The sequence below is a fragment of the Pontibacterium sp. genome (assembly GCF_964228735.1).
Classification (GTDB): Bacteria; Pseudomonadota; Gammaproteobacteria; order Pseudomonadales; family Balneatricaceae; genus Pontibacterium.
In genome coordinates this window covers 17,925-34,835 of sequence record NZ_CAXRBQ010000076.1, presented here as the reverse complement: position 1 = coordinate 34,835, position 16,911 = coordinate 17,925, and the positions used below count along the sequence as shown (strand labels likewise).

Genomic DNA, 16,911 nt, shown 5'->3' with positions numbered 1-16,911 from the left:
GCATACCCTATGGGTTCCCACGCGGAGCATGGGAACCAGATAATCCTGTAGCAGCCCGCTCTGAGGGCGACATTTTCTTGAAAATTAGCGAAAGTCGCGGTCAGAGCCCGCTGCTACAAGTGCCAGGACCAAACTCTTTCTCAGCCTCGTCGCGACGGAACCAGACAGCACTCTCTTATTTAATCAGGTGCTCGTAACGCTGATCGGTCAGCGTATTCATAAACGCCACCAACGCATCAACACGTTTCTCTTTCAGTGCAGGACCAGACTCCAGCTCTTTCAGCGAGATGTTTGCTGCCACTTCCGGATTACCCCAGGCCTCACCGGTTTCCGGGTTGATCTGGCGCTTGGCACTACGACTGTTGTACTTGTCGTAGAACAGCACCACGGTACGCAGATCCTGGAAAACACCGTTGTGCATGTACGGGCCAGTCACCGCCACATTGCGCAGGGTTGGCACTTTGAATTTGCCCGCCTGTTTCGGATCGCTCACCTGTGGGTTGTCCAGCAAGCCACGGTCTACGTGATCCGCCGCCACTCCGTTTTTTGCACGTGCCGCCAGGTTCACCGGCACACCTATGTTGTGGTACTCGTAGTTGGTGAAGGTCTCCTGCGGATGACGCTGGGACGTCTGCAGCTGGTGGCACTGGTTGCAGTTGGTGAACTGCTGGGAGAAGAACAGGGTACGGCCCAGCTCTTCCTGCGCAGTCAACTTGTACTCACCTCGCAGGAAACGGTCGTACTTGGAATCGAACGGCGCAAACAGCTCAGTGCGCTCAAAAGCAGCAATGCTGTCGGCCATCGCTCCGTACGCCTGGTCTGCATCCTCGAAGATCTCGTCACCGTAGATCGCTTTGAAGTTTTTTACGTAATCGGTGTTTTCCAACAGGCGTTCAACGGCAACAGTTTTGGAGGACAAACCCATCTCAATCGGATTGGTTGGTGGACCACCGGCTTGCCCGGCAAGGCTGGACTCACGACCATCGTGGAACTGTCCACCTTTGTACCTGCCGTCTTCCGTCAGCTGAAATTTCGGACTGAACATGGCGTACGCTGCTGTTGGCGCATTGCGATCACCCAGGGATTTACCGTCATCCCCTAAAGAAACAGCGCCGTTCACACCGTTGTCACGCGGATCGGCAAAACCGTGATCCGGTGCATGGCAGGTGGCGCAGGATTGCGTGCGGTTCTTCGACAGGTTGGTATCAAAGTAGAGCTGCTGCCCCAGTTGGGCTTTCAGCGCCTCCTGGTCTGCAGTGTTGCTTTCCACCCCACTGCTGCTGACACAACCGCCGAGCAGCAACGCCAGGACAACACCTGCAATAGATTGAATCGATTTAGACACCCACGGCCCCTCAAACAAAAACCAACTGATAATCACTTTGATTTGCAATTATACACAAACCAAGCTGGAATCGATTGATTTCAATCAGCTTCTTTGAGGGGATTTGTGCGAGGACAGCGCTATTTACCCGTAGGCTTGGTCGTCCAGGCTTCCTCCGCATTGGCCATCTGGGCCTGCGGATTACGGTGCGACGCTTCCGGCCAGTCCTCAAACGGGAACGGTTTGGTGTCACCGTTAAACGTCAGATAACGCATCACCTGATAAACGTAGATGCTCAGGCTCTTACCAAAGAACAGCAAGCGTTCGTTGGCAGCCCCGGTGATAAGCGACAGGAAAAACTGAAAGATCACCACCGCGGCGATAACCAATTCGGCAACGGTATAGAAGATCACGAACAGCAGCATATACAGCAGCCGCATCCAGATACTACGGCGGGACAGGTTTTGTTTTACGTTCATCGTAAACTCCCAAAGCTGTAGTGGAGGTTTTTCTACATACAGTATATGTGGGATTCAGCGACGTTCCGGCTTTGCTGCGGACAAAAAAAAGCCGACCCCAAGAGTCGGCTTAACCTGCTAGTATCGATTGGATCAGAGGCTACCCAGACCCAAGGTCGTCAGGTTTTGCTGACGTACGGTTTTCAGGAGTTCGGCGTCATTCACCAGAGACTCCTTGTAGGAAGGGATCATTTCTTTGATCTTCTGCTGCCACTCGTCGCTGTTTGCGCGATCGCGGAAGCAGTTTTCAATAACCTGAACCATGGTCGGAACCGCAGTGGATGCACCTGGAGATGCGCCCAGCAGTGCTGCCAGGGAACCGTCAGCCGCAGAGATCACCTCGGTACCAAACTCCAGCTTGCCGCCGTGTTCAGGGTCTTTCTTAATAATCTGTACACGCTGACCTGCGTATGCCAGTTCCCAGTCTTCGTTTTTCGCTTCTGGGTAGAAAGTACGCAGTGCATCACAACGGGAGTCGTGTGTCTGCATCACTTCGCTGATCAGGTAGCGGGTCAGGTCCATGCTCTTGGCACCCACAGTCAGCATCGGCTTCAGGTTACCCGGCTTGATAGACTTGAAAATATCAAACACAGAACCCTGCTTCAGGAACTTGGTGGTGAAGCCAGCGAATGGGCCAAACAACAGTGCCTTTTTGCCGTCGATCACACGGGTGTCCAGGTGTGGTACAGACATCGGAGGTGCACCGATTGGCGCCATGCCGTAAACCTTAGCCATGTGCTTTTCAACAACGTCCTGGTTCTTGCAGACCAGCCACATACCGCTTACCGGAAAGCCGCCGTAGCCTTTACCTTCCTCGATACCGGATTTCTGCAGCAGCGGCAGCGCACCACCACCTGCACCCAGGAATACGAAACCAGCGTTGATTACTTCTTTGCCACCGGTCTTTTCGTTCTTCAGCTCAACAGTCCAACGCTTGTCAGCGCCCTGTTCCAGCTCTTCCACAGAGCGGCTCAGCATCAGTTCGAAGTTTTCCTGAGTATCCAGGTACTCAACCATGTTACGTGCCAGTGCACCGAAGTTAACATCAGCACCGTAACGTACCCGGGTACCGGCCACTTTCTCGTCTGCAGAACGGTTCTGCATCACCAGCGGCATCCACTCACGCAGTACGTCGTGGTCTTCGGAATATTCCATCTCAGCAAACTGAGCGGTGTTGCTCAGTGCTTCGTAACGGTTACGCAAGAACTGAACGTTCTCTTCACCCCACACAAAACTCATGTGTGGCACGTTGCTGATGAACTTGGAAGGTTCAGGAAGGACGTTTTGGTTTACCAGGTAGGACCAGAACTGCAGGCTGACTTCGAAGGCTTCATTGATGTTGAAAGCCTTGGTTGGATTTACGCCGCCATCTGCAGTCTTTGGCGTGTAGTTAAGCTCACAGTAGGCTGCGTGCCCCGTACCGGCGTTATTCATCGCATCGGTACTTTCGTGTGCAACATGATCGAGACGTTCAACCATGCAAATCTTCATAGATGGGTCTAACTGCTTGAGCAACATACCCAGGGTTGTGCTCATCGCGCCCGCCCCAACGAGCAACACATCAACTGTTTTTGTGGTCATAACAACTTCGCCATTCAATAGTAAATAATGGTATTTGAGATGACACCGAGAACAGAGCTTGTGGCTGCTGAGCTGGCTTGGCCTGATGGTAGTTCAGAGTAAACCTGCTGAATCCCCGGAGATCTCTCACGTAGCACTCGCCGCCTGCGCTGGAATAACCACAGGTTTGTTACAGTTATAATCAGCGGTGCTCTTCTTTTGCCGCCGAATTATACCCATTCCTCAGCTGATGTCTTGTGCAACGCGATAAAACTCATTATCCATTTGGAGTATTGCTAGTCTAAAGTCGAATAAGCTTTCAGCGACGGCTCTACTAACGAATAAGGTCACAACCTAATCCAAGGCAAAAACACCACAACTATATAACATTCATGAATATTCAAAATAACCTATATGAATGTATTCACCTCCGCGCGTCACACTATCAGACAACAGAACGGTACATTTTGTTTGCGGTAAATGCGGTGCTGGATAATTCAGTAAACGCCAGAAATGCTGCAGTACAGCAGAGATTATGTTTGAAGCTGAGTTTGGTGATTCGTGAGGAATAGAGAATGCATTCCTGGGGAGGGAGAATAAAGTGGAAGGGAGAGACTGTGTTTCCTGTTCATAACATACCGGATGACTACGTTCGGGCCGCCACCCGCATCCGATAGCTGTTGACGAAGAGACTCCTTTTCACCCCGTCGTGTTACTGCCCCTTCCAGCACAGCAACTAGCCAGCCCCATCTGGAGAATCGTTACATAAGCAGCTGATAGAGCAGCACAGACTCAGCCACGATAAACAGTGTAATAAAGTGTTTCGTCAGGTATTCAGCTAACATCGTCCTGCTCCTTATCCGCCTTTTTAATCCCAGTCCTCAACGAACCGGGCCTCCTGTTCAGTGTTAGTCGAACAATAGCAACGCCAGTGCCAAAAAATAGAAAATATTTATTTTTCAATGACTTAAAAGCAATACAATTTAATTATGCCGACACTAAGGTAAGGCGAGACAACCGCACTCCCAGCAAACTGTCACCAAATAGCAACAGCACTTACTCAACTTAAAACTCATACGTTATAAATCAATAACTTAATCTGTCATCAATTTGCGACAACCCTCTTAATACGCTTATTCAGACAGCTGTTCAAAATAAATACAGTTATTTCTCTTTTATTGATCTGGGTGAAGTCTTTATGACACCAGCCCCACTACACTGAAGGTGAGGGCCATCTCATACTATTTCTGCACGCAATCAAAATTACAGGGGATGTTAGCTATGTTGACCTACAAAGAATGCTTGGACCTCTGTGGTCTGGAACCGGGCGAAGTGGATGCCATTGCTGAACATGAGCACGTTGAGCCTATTGTTGCAGCTGCGTTAGGCAACTATCTGATCACCCATAACGGCGAACAGAAGATTCGCAAAATCATCATGGATGACATCAAGAAAGCCGAAGCGAGTGGCGACACACAGCATTGTGCCGTCCTGAAACAAGTGCTGGCGCACTTCGTAGCAAGCCATAAAGGCTGATCACAAAACGATCCGTTATAAGCATGTGCAACAAGTGGCTATCTGTACTACAGATAGCCACTTGTCGTTTAGGGACTCTTCTATTACCGTAGTGACCTGAAGCGGTGACCCGCCGCCTATGAAGAGAAAAGCGCTAACATGGTATTTACCACGATCAACGAAGCGCTCTCCACGGATCAGGAAAGCCAAACGGACTCGTCGTTGATGCTTCAGGTCTTTGACCGGATTGCACTGCCGACCTTCGTTATCGACAACAACCACACCATTCTGCATTGGAACAGAGCCCTTGAAGCCTTGACCGGTCTGAGTAGGGAAGAGATGGTCGGTACATCTGACCAGTGGAAACCTTTTTATCAGTCTCCCCGCCCCTGTCTGGCCGATCTGATTGTGGATGGCGGACACGACGCCGATGTTCAGCACTATTACCAGGACAAATACCGTACCTCGGCACTTATTCCGGACGCCTATGAAGCCGAGGATTTCTTCCCTGAGTGTGGTGAAAGTGGTGAATGGCTGCACTTTACCGCCGCCAGCCTAACGGACGCCAACGGCGCAGTGATCGGAGCGATCGAGACGCTGGATAACATCAGCCCGCGGAAAAAAGCCGAGTTTGAGCTGATTGAGCGGGAACGCAAATACCGTGAACTGAGTATCACCGACGCCCTGACCGGGTTGAACAACTCACGCCGCTTCTATGAGCAGTTGGAGCTGGCGATCGAAACCTCACGTCGTTACGGACACACCTTCTCGCTCTGCTTCCTGGATCTGGATGACTTTAAAAATGTGAACGACACCTACGGGCACATGGTAGGTGATCTGGTGTTGGAAACCCTCGGAACGCTGATCAAAGCCAGCCTGCGTAGCAGCGATTCCGCCTATCGCTACGGTGGTGAAGAGTTTGCGATCCTGTTGCCACTCACCGACCATGAAGGGGCTACCAGGTTTTCGGACCGTATTCGCGAAAGCCTGCGCAACCACAATATCCCGGCATCGGCCGATAGCGTGGTTCAGGTTACCACCTGCGTGGGGATCACCCAGTACAAGTCCGGGGATGATACCCGCTTACTACTGGGCCGTGCCGACAACGCGCTGTATGAGGCAAAACGCTTGGGCAAAGACTGTACCCGGGTAGAGCTGTAAATCAGTTTTTATGGATGTGGCTGAGTTTATTTCTCCACATCCATTCTCACGTCACCTGCCCGACTTCAGGCTGACGCCTCTGCTTTGGCCTTGGCCACAAGCATCTCGACGGTTTCATAGCAGGCACCACAACCGGTATTCGCACCGGTGACTTCACGCGCGTGATCCACGGTAAAGGCCTGATGTTCAGTTACCTTTGCCATAAATTCGCTGGTCCGAACATTACCGCACAAACATACCGCTTTATCGCGTGGGGCGGCTGCTACAGGCTGATCCTGAGTTGCTGTCATACTTCACTCTCGCAATGAATTTAGTTTCCCCGCAGACTACTCAAAGAATCGCCCTGTACAAAGGAAATACACCTTTTCCCATCTGTCACCTTTACTGATCTGACTCCCCCTTTGGCTAAAGAAACGGTCTAGGCTAAAAGGGATAATCACGCCCCACAGGTGAATGCGGAGGAAAAGGACCTTGAACGAAACGGCGGAGCTTCTGTTAGCCTTGGGCGGTATCCTGCTGGCCGGACTTGCCACCGATCTGGCAGGTCGTGCCACCCTGCTCCCCCGCGTGACCCTGTTGCTGATTCTGGGGGTGCTGATCGGCCCGGAGTTGTTCAACCTGATCCCAAACAATATCGTCGGCCAATTTGAGCTAATTGCCGAAATGACGCTGCTGATGGTGGGTTTTCTGCTGGGCGGTCGTCTCAAGTACAGCCAATTGAAACGCGACAACCGTATGCTCCTGGGGATCTCCACCATTGGCGCGGTGGGTACTGCGCTGTTTGTTGGCGTATTGCTTCTGCTCTTCGGCGTACCGCTGCCGCTGGCGATTCTGCTGGGTTGTATCGCATCTGCCACAGCACCCGCGGCTACCGTTGATACCGTACTCAGCACCGAACATACCGGCCGCTTTCCACGATTACTGCTGGGCATTGTTGCCCTGGACGATGCCTGGGGGTTGGTTCTGTTTAGCTTTGGGTTGTCACTGGTTGCGATGCTTAACGGCCAGGGCAGCACCGGAGAAGCTCTGATGTTGGCCGTGCACGATGTGGGAGGTGCTGTTGTGTTGGGACTGGCAATTGGCATCCCAGCCGCACAGTTGACCGGGCGTATATCTCCGGGCCAACCGATGCTCACCGAGGCGCTGGGTCTCGTGTTCCTCTGTGGCGGACTGGCAGAGTACTATGGCGTTTCCTTCCTGATTAGCTCCATGGTGATGGGCGCCGTCATTGCCAATCTCGCCAAGCACCATGACTACCCATTCCATGCCATTGAAGGGATCAGCTGGCCGCTGTTTGCCATCTTCTTTGTGCTGGCTGGGGCCTCGCTGGAGCTCGCCGCCCTGAGTACACTGAGCGGCGTTGCACTGCTCTATATGCTGGGTCGTACCGCGGGGAAAATACTGTCTGGTTGGTTAGGCGCATCAATCAGCGGAGCACCGGCCAAAACGGCCCGATGGATCGGAGTAGCCATGCTACCTCAAGCCGGGGCGGCAATGGGGATGGCACTGGTTGCTGCAAGTCATTACCCGGAATATGGCCAGACATTGCTGTCATTAGTGATCGGCTCAACCATTATCTTTGAGATTATCGGCCCGGTAATGACCCGTTGGGCGATGATGAAAAACCGGGATTAGGTAAAAATAAGAAGAGAAACGCGGGGATCTGCAGCGATCCCCACGTTTTGCTAATCAAGGTGGGCTGGATCAGGCGGCTTGTGCTTCCGGCACAACCTGTTTACGACTGTAGATAAACAGCGCAACAAACAGCGCAGCTGCCACCAGGTTTACCACCAGCATGCCGTGCGGCCAGAGCAGCACCACGCCCAACACACCGGATACCAGGCGTAGCGCCAGATTCAGCTGGCTCTCCAGATAGCCTTCCATGAAACCTACCAGCGCGTAGATACCAAAGCAGGCGAAGACAAAGATGCTCAGCACCTCTTCCCAACTGCCCCCAATAAACGAGGTATATGCGAACAGCAGCGGTACAATATAGAGACCTTTTGCCACCTTCCACGCCATAAAGCCAGTTGCCATCGGTGGAGTCTTGGCAATGGCCGCTGCTGCAAAGGCGGTCAGACATACCGGTGGTGTGACATTACTGTCCTGCGACAACCAGAAGATGATCATGTGGGCAGACAACAGGGCCATCGCCAAAGCAGACGGATCCAGTGCCATCTCCAGCAGCTGGTTCTTGAAGTCACCCGGTACCAACGACAGCAACTGTTGCGCGTCAGCTTCACTCATCGGCGCTGTCAGCAATGTGGCTTTCTCCATATCCACCAGCATAAAGATGCTGTGTGCCGCCTCCGGTAACTGCCCCGCCACCATCATCGCCAGCAACTGACTTTCCGCAATCAGACCGTACAGGGCCGGTGCGGACAAAGTTGCCAATACGATGTAGGACGCGGTTACCGGCAGGCCCATCCCCAGAATCAGAGAGGCCAGCGCTACCAGGATAATAGTGATCATCAGGCTGCCACCCGCCCAGTCGGTCACCATCAAGGAGAAGGTGTTACCGATACCGGTCATCGCCACGACGTTCACCACCAGGCCCACCGAGATCAGCAGCATGGAGGTGGTCGCCATATTTTTAGAGCCCTGTGCCAGCGCATCCAGAATGTCGCGCAACCCCATCGGATGTTTGGACAGCCAGGATGACACCACGACCGAGATGATGGAGAAACCGGCTGCATAGGTCGGTGTAAAGCCGTAGATCAGCAGCGCCACCAGAACCACCAGCGGCAGCAGGTAGTGCCAGCCATCTTTGAACACTTCACCAATCGGGCGGGTATCACTCTCAACCGCATGGGCATGGCTGCGCATCGCTTCCACACGCACAAAGAAGCCCACGGAGAGGAAGTACAGCAGCGCAGGCAGCGCCGCGATGGCGATAATGTCCACGTACGGAATCTGGGTGTAAGACGCCATGATGAAGGCACCTGCCCCCATCACCGGCGGCATCAACTGACCACCGGTGGATGCGGCGGCCTCAACACCGGCTGCAAACTTCGCCGGAAAACCGGCACGGCGCATCAGCGGAATAGTGATTACACCGGTGGATACGGTGTTCGCCACGGAGGAACCGGATACGGAACCCATCAGGCCGGAACCCAGTACGGCGACAAAACCCGGTCCACCGACAAAACGTCCGGCTGCGCAGCGGGACAGTTCGATGATGAAATCCCCGGCACCGGACTTCACCAGGAAGGCGCCGAAAAGGATAAACATAAATACGTAGGTCCAGGAGATACGGGCGATCTGACCAAACATCCCCTCAGACGAGAAATAGCTGCGGTACAGCAGGGTTTCCAGGCTCAGGCCCGGGAAACCAAACACACCGTCAATATACTGGCCCCACCAGAAGACATAGGTGAGCGCCACCAAAATCATGCTCGGGATAAACCAACCGGTGGTACGGCGGGCCATCTCCAGGGTGATAAAGATCGCACATACCGAGAACACCCAGTCCATTTCAACGAACTTCACGCCGCGGTCGTACAACGCATCTTCAAAGCCGATCAGGTATAGCGTACAGAAGATGGCGGCAATCCCTAACAGCAGATCGAGCACCAGCGTCAACCGTCGGCCCGCTTCGGTCTGGCAGCGTACCATCGGCACCATCAGGCCGCAGATCAGCGCAAAACCAGCAAAGTGGATTGCAGACACCCACAGCTCAGACAGGGTACCCAAGGTATTGAAATAGATATGTGCCAGCGCAAACACCACACCAGCCCAGTAGATAAAACGACCGGCAAAGGAGTCATCCGGGCGCTGTACCAGCTCCATGCTCTTCAGCTTCTCAGCTGTATCCTGATCGGTAACAGGGGTTTCGGAACTCATGATCAAATCCAGAACTTGCTCAACGGGAGGGAGGCCCGGGGTGCATAAAGCGCCCCGGGAAAACGAGGTTTACTCGGCGATCAGGTGAGCCGGGATGTCCAGCCCCATCTCTTTGTAGTAACGCGCAGCACCCGGGTGCAGCGGTACTGGCAGACCTGCGATCGCTTTCTCAATTGCCATCGCTTTGGTTGCCTTGTGGATACCGTTCAGGAACGGCAGGTTTTCGTAGATGGTTTTGGTGATCATGTACACATCGTCGTCAGAGATATCATCACGCACCGCCAGGAAGTTTGGCTGTGCCATGGTGTTGATATCTTTGGTCTGACCTGGGTAGGTGTTCGCCGGGATCACGAATCGGGTCCATAGCTTGTACTTACCGTTCGCCGCAGCGATCTGCTCGTCGGTGAAATCCAGGATAGTCATGTCGCTACCCAGTGCCGCGTACGCACGTGTAATTGCGCTGGTAGGCACACCCGCAGGGATGTTCATACCTTCGATGGTGCCGTTCTGCAGGGCATCAGCACTTGGGCCGTAACCCATGTAAGCCAGGTCGAATTTGTTCGGGTCGATATCCAGACCACCCAGGATCTGGCGGCCAGAACCTTCGGTACCGGAGTTTTTCTTACCGATGGAGAACTTGGTGCCGTTAAACGCTTTCAGATCTTCTACGGTGCCACTCTTGGCGTAGTCAGACTTCACCACGAACTGTTCTACGTTCTGCCACAGCATGGATACGGAGCGCAGCTGCTTCTGCGGACCGGACTCCTTCACCTTGCCTTCACCGTTCCATGCCCACGCGCCGTACAGGCCCTGCATGATCGCAAACTGTGCTTCGTTTTCACGCAGCAGTTTTACGTTTTCGCCGGAGCCTGCGGAGTTGATCGCAGACAGGGACAGTTTGTAAGTTGGTTCCAGCTTCACTTTTGTCAGGGTTGCCAGCGCCACACCCACTGGGTAGTAGGTACCACCGGTTGATGCAGTTGCCAGAATGTAGGAACGCTTCTCTGCTGCCTGTGCCAGCCCTGCAGTGCTGAGAGCAGCACTCATTGCCAGTGTCAGACCCAGACCTTTCAGAAAAGTACGCTTGCTGTTGTTCATCTCAATACCCTTAATTTGGTGGATTATTGTTATTTCGACAAAGGTGATAGAGGTATTGCAAGGAGGGGGCCAACTTCTTTAGAAACAATAAGCCATTGATTTAAAAAGAAATATAAAATTAATACACATCCTTGTAATGCCAATATAAGCAAAATCTTGCTCATTCCACCTGAAACCATAAGCAAAATTTTGCTTATCGGTAACCGTAAAATGTGAATTCATCGTGAAGTTTGCTGGCTGGGAGCACGTATCTCCTCCAAACCGTCCCTTAATAGCGGTGCAAAGCGGCAACCGCTGCTCAGGAAACAGTCACATCCTGCAATTTCACAAGGATAGGCAAAATTTTGCTTATTCTTCGCCGGTGAGGAAGTCGGCCCGGTTCAGACCGTACTTGGCCATCTTCTGGTTGAGGGTACGGCGCGGCAGATCCAACTCTTCCAGCACCGCTTTGATATTGCCCTGATGGCGAGACAGCGAAGCGCTGATCACCTTGCTTTCAAAGTTGGCCACCTGGGCAGCCAGCGGCAGGGTGCTCTCCTCGGCCTCAATTGCTAGCATCGGTTCCGGCGGATAGAGGATATCCGCGACGGGTAGCGAGCCATCCAGTGCATAACGAATCGCAACGTTTCTCAGCTCACGCACATTGCCCGGCCAGTTATACTGCTCCAGGTTCTGGATATCCTGTGCGGTGGCGCGGCGCAGTTCGCGTTCATGCTGGGCAGCGGCATGACGCGCATAATGTTCAAACAGCAGTACGATATCCTCCTCACGCTCGCGTAGCGGTGGGATATGCAACTGTGTCACATTCAGGCGGTAGTAGAGATCCTGACGGAATGCCTCGTCGGTTTTCAGATCCACTTTGGACGCAGCCACCACACGCAGATCCACAGCAATCGGTTTGTTCGAGCCCAAGCGTTCGATCACACCTTCCTGCAACGCACGCAGCAGCTTCACCTGTAAGTTCACCGGCATGATTTCGATTTCATCCAGGAACAGGGTACCGCCGTTGGCGTATTCGAACTTACCCACACGTTGCTTATCGGCGCTGGTAAATGCCCCGGCCTCGTGACCAAACAGTTCACTTTCAATCAGCGCTTCAGGAATCGCGCCACAGTTCAGCGGCACAAAGTTATTCCCGTTGCGGGCGCTGAACTCGTGCAGGCACTGGGCCACCAGCTCTTTGCCGGTACCGGTTTCACCGTAGATGATGACATTGGTATCCAGTTCGGCACACTTCAGGAGCTCACGCTTCAGGCGCTGAATCGCCGGCGACGTACCTATAATCTTGGCATCCAGACCGGTCTGGGAACTGAGATCCTGCTGCAGACGCAGGTTTTCCAGCATCAGGCGGCGTTTCTCGCAGGCACGATGGATGGTTTCCACCAACCGTTCCGGCACAAAGGGTTTTTCGATAAAGTCGTACGCCCCTTCGCGCATCGCCTTGATCGCCATATCCACATCGCCGTGCCCCGTGATCAGAATGACCGGCAGCTCCGGGATACGCTGCTGCGCCTCGGCCATCAGCGCCAAACCGTCCATACCCGGCATCTTTACATCGGATACGATGATGCCGGGAAACTGTTCATCCAGCGCAACCAGCCCCGCTTCGGCGTTATCAAAGCTAAGCACCTCGAAACCGGCTATTTTCAGCCACTGTTCGGTGGACTGGCGGATCATCGCTTCATCATCGATCAGCATTACGGTGCCGCGCATCAGGTGTTCTCCGTTTGGGTTTGGCTGGTTTCAGACAGGCGCGGAAGTATAACGTCAAACCGGGCACCACCTTCAACCCTGTTTTGTGCGCTGATCTGACCGCCCAGATCCTGCACAATGGAGCTGACAATCGATAAACCCAGCCCCAAGCCGTCACCGATTGCCTTGGTGGTATAGAACGGGTCAAACAGGTGCGTCAGGCTGTCCGGCGGAATGCCCGGCCCGCTGTCAGCCACGGAGATTCGCACCCATGAATCCGGTTGGGCCTGATCAGTTTCAATCTGCACCTGCAATATTTTTGCCTCGCTCTGCCCGTTCATGGCATCGCAGGCGTTCTTGATCAGATTCACAAACACCTGCTCCAGACGGGCATTGTCCCCCGGTATTTCCAGATCCGGCTCATGACTATCGATCTGCAGTTCAATACCGTCTTGCTGTATCCGGTCACGGAACAGCACCAGCGACTGATCCAGCGCAGCGCGAGGTTTTACCGGTACCAGTGCATCCGGTTTTTTGAAAGCAAAGGTTTTCAGTTGCTGGGTGATCAGGGCCATCCGCTGGGTAAGGTCATCGATCAACTCCAGGTTTTCGGCGAGCTGCGCTTGTTCACCCGACAACAGATGGCGACAGATCGCCAGATAGGTGCGCATGGCGGTGAGTGGCTGATTCAGTTCATGCACCACGGCCGAGGACATCCTTCCCAGCGCAGCCATTTTTTCCGCCTGTACCAACTCCTGCTGCGCCTCCTGCAACGCTTGGGTGCGCTCCAGTACCTTGTGCTCGAGCTGGTCGTTGGCCTGCTGCAGGGCATGTTCCAAGCGTTTGCGCTTGGTGATGTCGATCACCGTCACCAGGTACTGCATGTCCGCCAGCGTCGCCATCTGCTTAATGGAGATCATCATCGGGAAGGTGCTACCGTCAGCGCGGCTGCCCACAACTTCATGCGCAGTCAGTGGTGCAAAACCTTTGCTGCCCAGACGGGAGAGCGTACGCTGCAATACCGTAAAGCTCTCGTCATCGCCGGCAATCAGGTCTTGGAAGGCATAGCCAAGAATGCGCGCGGTTCCGACACCAAACTGTTGGCTCGCCATCGGGTTGATAAAACTGATGCGGCCACTGGCATCCAATCCGATCATCCCCACATGGGCGTTATTGATGATATCCCGCTGCTGACGTTCGTTGCGCTCCAGCGCGTCACGGGTCTCCTGGCGGGAGAGGTTTTTCAGGTGACGCTCGCGCATATAGAGCAACAGCAAACCCAGCGCCAGACAGCCGCCCAGGCTGATCAGGGCCGCGGTATTGCGCATTCTCAATACGGGTTTCACATCACTGACAACCGCCACCTGCCAACCCAGATCCGGCAGCTCCACCGCCTGAAACAATACCCTGCGGCCATCCTGCAGCTGTTTCAATTGCAATGCACTGCCATCGTCCAGTTGAGACTCGCGACGACTCTCAACTTGAGTGCTAAGCAGTTGCCCCTGCCAGTGTCTGTCGCTGGCCATGATCACTCGCTCATTAGCCGCGATCAGGAGAAAATCTTCCAATTGGCTGAGCTTATTGCTGAGCTGGTCCAGATCGATACGCACCACCGCCACGCCCATAAAACGGCTGGAATCGTAGATCGGTGCGGAGAGATAGATGGATGCCGGTTCACCGTTGGTACGGCTCTCGACATAAACGCCCTGATTGCCGTTACGCGCCTGAGTAAAATACGGGCTGTGGGCGTGGGAACGCAGGAAAAAACTCTGCTCCTCTCGCCAGCGGCTGTAGGAGAGCGCCCGCCCATCCAGATCCAGCACCATCAATGTGGTAGCCCCTGACACCAGGTTCATCTGCTCCAGAAAGCGGCTGACCTCGGCGCCTTTATCCAGCACCGGATAGAGCAACAGCTCCTGTACATCTTTGTTCTGGGAGATCAGAAACGGCAGGTAGTTGTAACTGTCGATGGCGCTACGCAGTCCGATAATCGTACTCAGCAAGCGATCCTCGCCCTGCTCTTTCAGCCGGCTCATCGACCAGTCGTAGGCGCGATGCTGCACCCACCAGGTCAGCAGCAGGGACAGGCAAAGCGTCAGGATAATCAGTAACGAGCGAAAGGATCTCAAGGCAGCCTCGTTATGGCAGGCAAATAAAAACGGGTGATTCGAAGCATGAAAACCACACTCTGAATCACCCGTTACTCTAGCAGGCTCCTTGGGGACGTTCACCCCACCAGTAAATCAGCGGATCAGAAGGACTCCCAGATATCCTCTTCATCCTGTTTCGGAGCCGACATACGTGGCGCGATCGCCGGACGCTGACGAGAGGCCATTGGAGCGCGGGCAGGTGCCGCACCAAATGACGCAGGCTCACCTTTCACCTTGAAGTAACCCACCTGTTGCAGCAGTGACTGCGCCTGCTGCTCCATCGCGGTACTGGAGGCTGATGCCTGCTCAACCAGTGCCGCGTTCTGCTGGGTCATCTCTTCCATCTGGGTTACCGCACGGCTCACTTCGGTGATACCGGCCGACTGTTCCTTGCTGGCCACATCAATCTCGGCGATACGGTTCACCACATCCTGAACCGACTCCACCAGGTCGTGGAATGTCTTACCGGTAGCATCAACAATATTGGAGCCATTCTCGACCGCTTCGATACTGTCGTTGATCAGCCCCTTGATCTCTTTCGCGGCGGCGGCACTGCGTTGCGCCAGGTTGCGCACCTCGGCAGCAACTACGGCAAAACCACGCCCCTGCTCGCCGGCACGGGCCGCTTCCACGGCAGCATTCAACGCCAGAATGTTGGTCTGGAAGGAGATCTCGTCGATCACACCGATAATGTCGGCGATCTTCTTGCTGGACTTGCTGATTGCAGACATCGCATCCACGGCCTTACCAACCACTTCGCCGCCACGTTCAGCTCGGTCCATCGCATCGGAGGCTTTCGCCGATGCATCACTGGCATTATCAGCGTTCTGCTTCACCGTTGCGGTCAGCTCTTCCATCGCCGACGCTGTCTCTTCCAGATTGGCCGCCTGGTTTTCAGTACGGTGGCTCAGGTCGCTGTTGCCCTGAGCAATCTCCTGGGAGGCGGTAAAGACACTATTGGACGCCTGGCGAATCTCCTGCACCATATCGTTCAGCTTCACGCCAAAAGCGTTCATCGCATCCGCCAGCACCGTAAATTCTTCGTCCAGCGGTTGAGAGATGGTTGCGGTCAGGTCACCTTCGGCCATCGCCAGCAAGGTACGACGAATCTCAGCCACGGCCTGTTTACGTCCTGTCACGTCAGTGGCGTATTTCACCACTTTGTAAGGCTTACCACTCATATCGAAGATTGGGTTGTAGGACGCCTGAATCCAGATCTCACGGCCATTTTTGCCGATGCGTCGATATTCACCGGCATCATACTGGCCCTGATTGAGCTGTTCCCAGAACATGCGGTACTCGGGGCTTTGACGGTACTGAGGTTCCACGAACATGCTGTGGTGACGGCCCTGAATTTCCGCCAGGGTGTAACCGACAGCTCCCAGGAAGTTGTCGTTGGCGGTGATAATGGTGCCATCCAGGTTGAACTCAATCACGGCCTGCGACTTGCTGATTGCGTCGATCTGACCCACAAAGTCCGCCTGGCGCAGTTTCTCCTGGGTAATGTCGGAGGCAAACTTAACCACCTTGAACGGCTTACCCTGCGCATCAAGGATTGGGGTATAGGTGGCCTGAATCCAGATCTCCTTTCCCCCCTTGCCGACACGCTTGTATTCTCCGGCATCGTGCTCACCACGGGCCAGCTTGTCCCAAAACATACGATACGCTGGGCTGGTACGCTCAAACGGCTCAACAAACATACTGTGATGCTGACCCTGGATCTCTGCGAGGGAATAACCTACTGCATTCAGAAAGTTGTTGTTTGCGGTAATAATGGTGCCGTCGAGTTCAAACTCGATCACCGCCTGCGACCGGCCGATCGCTTCAAACATCTGTTGATAAACGTTGGACGTTTCCTGCATCTTTTCCATTCCCATCTGAGTCCTTGCCGGACATTCATGGTCAGCGCGTTTAAAAATAACTGTGGCCTGTGACCACCGGCCCGACTCACTGCGGGCCTACACGGATATAGGCAGGTTATCGACAGCAAGATACAAAGCTGTAGCAATTAATTAGTAATTGTTCGGCACGCTTAAGGCTAAAAAACCTT

At 53.9% G+C, this 16,911-nt stretch carries 12 protein-coding genes; 3 read left to right on the top strand and 9 right to left on the bottom strand.

All coding sequences use genetic code 11. The features are described 5' to 3' along the window. Positions 1–175: 175 nt before the first annotated feature. The 3 genes from ACEQ15_RS08410 to mqo form a co-directional block, all read right to left on the bottom strand. On the bottom strand, positions 176–1,345 hold the full coding sequence (locus ACEQ15_RS08410) for a cytochrome-c peroxidase (RefSeq protein ID WP_370278676.1): 1,170 nt from the start codon (positions 1,343–1,345) through the stop codon (positions 176–178). A gap of 119 nt (positions 1,346–1,464) precedes the next feature. Next, on the bottom strand, positions 1,465–1,803 hold the full coding sequence (locus tag ACEQ15_RS08405; RefSeq protein ID WP_370278675.1) for a DUF4389 domain-containing protein: 339 nt from the start codon (positions 1,801–1,803) through the stop codon (positions 1,465–1,467). Between the two features lie 132 nt (positions 1,804–1,935). Then, on the bottom strand, positions 1,936–3,423 hold the full coding sequence (mqo, locus tag ACEQ15_RS08400; protein WP_370278674.1) for a malate dehydrogenase (quinone): 1,488 nt from the start codon (positions 3,421–3,423) through the stop codon (positions 1,936–1,938). Between the two features lie 1,260 nt (positions 3,424–4,683). Between mqo and ACEQ15_RS08395 the strand changes: the two genes are divergently transcribed. Both ACEQ15_RS08395 and ACEQ15_RS08390 read left to right on the top strand, forming a co-directional pair. Next, a complete protein-coding gene (locus tag ACEQ15_RS08395) occupies positions 4,684–4,938 on the top strand; it encodes a hypothetical protein (RefSeq protein ID WP_370278673.1) in 255 nt (84 codons plus the stop codon). A 138-nt stretch (positions 4,939–5,076) separates the two neighbouring features. Beyond that, positions 5,077–6,078, top strand: a complete 1,002-nt coding sequence (locus ACEQ15_RS08390; RefSeq protein WP_370278672.1) for a diguanylate cyclase — start codon at positions 5,077–5,079, stop codon at positions 6,076–6,078. Between the two features lie 65 nt (positions 6,079–6,143). On the opposite strand, the gene ACEQ15_RS08385 is transcribed toward ACEQ15_RS08390, so the two are convergent. Further along, complete coding sequence (locus tag ACEQ15_RS08385; RefSeq protein ID WP_370278670.1) at positions 6,144–6,368, bottom strand: (2Fe-2S)-binding protein; 225 nt, start codon at positions 6,366–6,368, stop codon at positions 6,144–6,146. A gap of 181 nt (positions 6,369–6,549) precedes the next feature. Here ACEQ15_RS08385 and ACEQ15_RS08380 point away from each other — a divergent pair, with 181 nt between their 5' ends. After that, a complete protein-coding gene (locus tag ACEQ15_RS08380; protein WP_370278669.1) occupies positions 6,550–7,713 on the top strand; it encodes a cation:proton antiporter in 1,164 nt (387 codons plus the stop codon). Positions 7,714–7,782: 69 nt separating this feature from the next. Here ACEQ15_RS08380 and ACEQ15_RS08375 read toward each other — a convergent pair whose 3' ends face one another. The 5 genes from ACEQ15_RS08375 to ACEQ15_RS08355 form a co-directional block, all read right to left on the bottom strand. After that, a complete protein-coding gene (locus ACEQ15_RS08375) occupies positions 7,783–9,921 on the bottom strand; it encodes a TRAP transporter permease (RefSeq protein ID WP_370278668.1) in 2,139 nt (712 codons plus the stop codon). A 69-nt stretch (positions 9,922–9,990) separates the two neighbouring features. Continuing rightward, positions 9,991–11,019 (bottom strand): TAXI family TRAP transporter solute-binding subunit, encoded by a 1,029-nt coding sequence (locus ACEQ15_RS08370; protein WP_370278667.1) that lies wholly within the window; start codon positions 11,017–11,019, stop codon positions 9,991–9,993. A 348-nt stretch (positions 11,020–11,367) separates the two neighbouring features. Next, a complete protein-coding gene (locus ACEQ15_RS08365; protein WP_370278666.1) occupies positions 11,368–12,732 on the bottom strand; it encodes a sigma-54-dependent transcriptional regulator in 1,365 nt (454 codons plus the stop codon). After that, positions 12,732–14,840: an ATP-binding protein gene (locus tag ACEQ15_RS08360; protein WP_370278665.1), complete on the bottom strand. Its 2,109-nt coding sequence runs from the start codon at positions 14,838–14,840 to the stop codon at positions 12,732–12,734. Before ACEQ15_RS08360 ends, ACEQ15_RS08365 begins: the two co-directional genes overlap by 1 nt. A 122-nt stretch (positions 14,841–14,962) precedes the next feature. Next, positions 14,963–16,732 (bottom strand): methyl-accepting chemotaxis protein, encoded by a 1,770-nt coding sequence (locus ACEQ15_RS08355; protein ID WP_370278664.1) that lies wholly within the window; start codon positions 16,730–16,732, stop codon positions 14,963–14,965. Between the last annotated feature and the right edge of the window lie 179 nt (positions 16,733–16,911).

Bases quoted from the DNA above. Each gene is read 5' to 3' on its own strand.
- ACEQ15_RS08375 (WP_370278668.1), bottom strand. From the start codon at position 9,921: ATGAGTTCCGAAACCCCTGTTACCGATCAGGATACAGCTGAGAAGCTG.
- mqo (WP_370278674.1), bottom strand. From the start codon at position 3,423: ATGACCACAAAAACAGTTGATGTGTTGCTCGTTGGGGCGGGCGCGATG.
- ACEQ15_RS08355 (WP_370278664.1), bottom strand. From the start codon at position 16,732: ATGGAAAAGATGCAGGAAACGTCCAACGTTTATCAACAGATGTTTGAA.
- ACEQ15_RS08390 (WP_370278672.1), top strand. From the start codon at position 5,077: ATGGTATTTACCACGATCAACGAAGCGCTCTCCACGGATCAGGAAAGC.
- ACEQ15_RS08385 (WP_370278670.1), bottom strand. From the start codon at position 6,368: ATGACAGCAACTCAGGATCAGCCTGTAGCAGCCGCCCCACGCGATAAA.
- ACEQ15_RS08365 (WP_370278666.1), bottom strand. From the start codon at position 12,732: ATGCGCGGCACCGTAATGCTGATCGATGATGAAGCGATGATCCGCCAG.
- ACEQ15_RS08370 (WP_370278667.1), bottom strand. From the start codon at position 11,019: ATGAACAACAGCAAGCGTACTTTTCTGAAAGGTCTGGGTCTGACACTG.
- ACEQ15_RS08395 (WP_370278673.1), top strand. From the start codon at position 4,684: ATGTTGACCTACAAAGAATGCTTGGACCTCTGTGGTCTGGAACCGGGC.
- ACEQ15_RS08405 (WP_370278675.1), bottom strand. From the start codon at position 1,803: ATGAACGTAAAACAAAACCTGTCCCGCCGTAGTATCTGGATGCGGCTG.